The following is a 3378-nucleotide window of genomic DNA, read 5'->3' as shown; positions in this document are numbered from 1 at the left end:
GCAATTTCCTGCATTAAAAGAATTTTTAAGCTAAATACCAAGACAATATTAAACCAATAGTAATATTTGAATATAGTTTTTTTGAAATATGTATAAAAGTTTTAAAATTCCGAAAATTTAATAATTAATGGTTGAATATTCTGGCCACTTAGGAGTAAAATGACTTTTATAGATTGTTTGATAAAACCTTCACAACTAAATTATTCAACAAGGAGTTTTGGCAATGACACAATTAGATATTGAAATCACCATGAACAAAGACAAAAAGGAAAAGCCTTCTTCGCAAACCCTGGAATTTGGGAAGGTTTTTACAGACCATATGTTTATCATGGATTACACCAGAGGAGAAGGGTGGCATGACCCTCGGATCATCCCTTACCAGCCGCTGTCTCTAGATCCTTCAGCTATGATTTTTCATTATGGGCAATCCGTATTTGAAGGAATGAAAGCTTATTTAAACCAAGATAAAGATATTGTACTATTCAGGCCTGAGAAAAATTTCCAAAGGCTAAATAAATCTAATGACCGTCTTTGCATTCCTCAATTAGACGTAAATTTTGTTTTAGAAGCACTTAAAAAACTGATTAAGGTTGATAATGAGTGGGTTCCTGAGGCACCAGGCACATCTCTTTACATACGCCCTTTTGTCATCTCTACAGAACCATATCTTGGTGTAGCTCCATCGGACAGCTACAAATTCATTATCATTATGTCCCCTGTGGGCTCATATTATAAAGAAGGTATACATCCGGTTAAAATAGCTGTGGAGACAGAATTTACACGCGCCGTCAGCGGAGGTACAGGTGAAGCAAAAACTGGAGGAAATTATGCCTCATCGCTAAAGGCACAAGAAGTTTCCGCAAGAATGGGATATTCGCAGGTATTATGGCTTGATGGTGTTGAAAAGAAATACGTCGAAGAAGTAGGAAGCATGAATGTCTTCTTTAAAATAAACGGAGAAATTATTACACCGGAATTGAACGGAAGCATTCTTCAGGGAGTTACCAGAACGTCTATAATCGAGCTGCTTAACCATTGGAATATTCCTGTTGCAGAGAGAAAAATATCAATGGCAGAAATTCGCGATGCCTATCATGAAGGGAAATTGGAAGAGGCGTTCGGCACAGGCACAGCGGCTGTAATATCGCCAATTGGTGAATTTCTCTGGAATGAAGAAAAAATGGTCATCAACAACGGGGAAACAGGCGAGATTTCTAAAAAGCTTTATGATTCCCTTACAGGAATTCAAATTGGAACTGAACCTGATCCGCTGGGCTGGGTAACAAAAGTATTGACTGCAGAATCTGTAAAATAAATGGACGCGTTCAAACTAATGGATCATGCGGTTTAAGCGGATTTATAACAAGCGCAAACAGCCCCATACAAATGCGTATGGGGCTTATGCTCCGTTAAACATGCCTGTTTTTGAATCATGCCTTAACATTAACACTTCTTTCAGGGTGAAGAAAACCAGAACACTTCTTTCAGGGTGAAGAAAACCAGCTATGTATCGACAATGTCATTTTAAAGCTATAAAAAAAGCTATCGCTAGGAGGGATCACTTGCGTGCGATAATCCTTGGAATTGGCGCAGCATTCTTTTTTGCCTTTACGTTTGTACTAAATAGAATGATGGATATTTCAGGGGGAAGCTGGATTTGGAGCGCTTCACTGCGTTACTTATTTATGGTTCCTTTACTTCTTATTATTGTTTTATTCAGGGGAAATTTCATTCAGCTCTTGAAGGAAATGAGAAAGCAGCTTTTACAGTGGGTAATATGGAGTTTTGTTGGCTTTGTCCTATTCTATGCACCTCTTTGCATAGCTTCTGCCTACAGTCCAGGCTGGCTGATAGCAGGCACCTGGCAAATAACAATCATCTCTGGATCTCTTTTGGCCCCGCTATTCATAAATATTCGCGAAACACCATCAGGCTTAGTAAAAACCCGGGAAAAAATCCCTTTAAAAGGACTCTCTATGTCTTTCATTATTTTACTGGGAATAATGGTTATGCAATATGATCATGCTTCAAAGCTTTCTTTAAAGGACTTCTTACTTTGTATAATTCCCATTTTAATAGCATCATTTGCTTATCCCTTAGGCAACCGGAAGATGATGGAGGTTTGTAAAGGGAACTTAGATGCCTATCAAAGAGTGCTTGGAATGACACTTGCAAGCCTGCCATTTTGGATAATTCTATTTGTTTACGGACTTTTCAAAGAAGGCCTGCCAGCTAAAAATCAAGTACTGCAATCGGGTCTAGTCGCCATACTTTCCGGTGTTTGTGCAACAGTATTATTTTTTGCAGCTACAGATCTGGTCAAAGAAGATGTTAGACTGTTAAGCGGGGTAGAAGCGACACAATCAGCTGAAATTGTATTTGCTTTAATAGGAGAGATGATATTTATCGGAACACCTTTTCCATCAGTTAGCTCACTGTCTGGATTAGGACTTGTCATTTTGGGTATGATTCTTCATAGTATTATATCCTCCAGGCATGAAAAAGCTGTTCGATATTCCGGGATGGATGATAAGGCAAGAACGAAGATAAATGCTTGATGAATAAAAACAGGGAGGGGGAACATTAGTATCCAAAAAGCAGAGAAAATCGTGTCAGATTCCCCAAATGTGATAGAATGCTCAATGGATTGGCGCCGAGCCCGTATTCAAAATTAGAAAGTACTAATCTTATAGAAAAACCTGCTTAACAGAAGGAAAGAGCTCCTAAAAACTATTCTTTATTTAACAGGGCATAACACGAAACCGTAACAAGCCTATCTGCAGCTAAACTTAAAGTTTAACAGCAGATAGGCTTGTTTATTTCTGTAAAACTGGATTAAATTTTTACAAATCGTTCAAAACAGTGCCATATATGTCATATTCGGGAGTGTCATTTTTAGATTGAGACATTTCAAATGCAGTAACGCTCAGTAAATTTTTTGATATTGAAGAATGATCAATATCACCTGGACTGTTAATTGCTGCGTCATTTTCTTTGTTCCACTGGCTAGGGTTGATGTTCACAGTAATCATCTCCTTTAGCTGAGAATGAAGAAATGATGAATATTCTTAAAACTAGGCGTAATCACCGGGACTGAATACTGCTGCGTCATTCTCATGATTCCATTGGCTGCTGATTACAATCAATCTAACCATCTCCTTTGGGGCAGAGAATGTTTTTCCGCCTTTCCTTTTAAAAAAATCTAGCACTGATCACCGGGACTGAATACTGCTGCGTCATTCTCTCGATTCCATTGGCTGCTGATTACAATCAATCTAACCATCTCCTTTGGTGTTATGAGAATGTTTCGTGCATTCCTTTAAAAAAAATTTAGCACTGATCACCGGGACTGAATACTGCTGCGTCATTCTCTCGATT

The 3378-nt window shown here is 38.3% G+C and carries 3 protein-coding genes; 2 read left to right on the top strand and 1 reads right to left on the bottom strand.

Annotation, left to right across the window (positions count from 1 at the left end):
* Positions 1–223 precede the first annotated feature (223 nt).
* Complete coding sequence (locus BIV59_RS18495; RefSeq protein WP_071352937.1) at positions 224–1315, top strand: branched-chain amino acid aminotransferase; 1092 nt, start codon at positions 224–226, stop codon at positions 1313–1315.
* 247 nt (positions 1316–1562) lie between these two features.
* Positions 1563–2558 carry a DMT family transporter gene (locus tag BIV59_RS18490; protein ID WP_071352936.1) on the top strand — a complete coding sequence of 332 codons (996 nt, stop codon included), beginning with the start codon at positions 1563–1565 and terminating at the stop codon, positions 2556–2558.
* Between the two features lie 285 nt (positions 2559–2843).
* On the opposite strand, the gene BIV59_RS18485 is transcribed toward BIV59_RS18490, so the two are convergent.
* On the bottom strand, positions 2844–3023 hold the full coding sequence (locus BIV59_RS18485) for a hypothetical protein (RefSeq protein WP_071352935.1): 180 nt from the start codon (positions 3021–3023) through the stop codon (positions 2844–2846).
* Between the last annotated feature and the right edge of the window lie 355 nt (positions 3024–3378).

The sequence above is a fragment of the Bacillus sp. MUM 13 genome (assembly GCF_001866725.1).
In the GTDB taxonomy this organism is placed as follows: Bacteria; Bacillota; Bacilli; order Bacillales; family DSM-1321; genus Peribacillus.
This window is presented reverse-complemented; position numbering and strand designations above follow the sequence as displayed.

Bases quoted from the DNA above. Each gene is read 5' to 3' on its own strand.
- BIV59_RS18495 (WP_071352937.1), top strand. From the start codon at position 224: ATGACACAATTAGATATTGAAATCACCATGAACAAAGACAAAAAGGAA.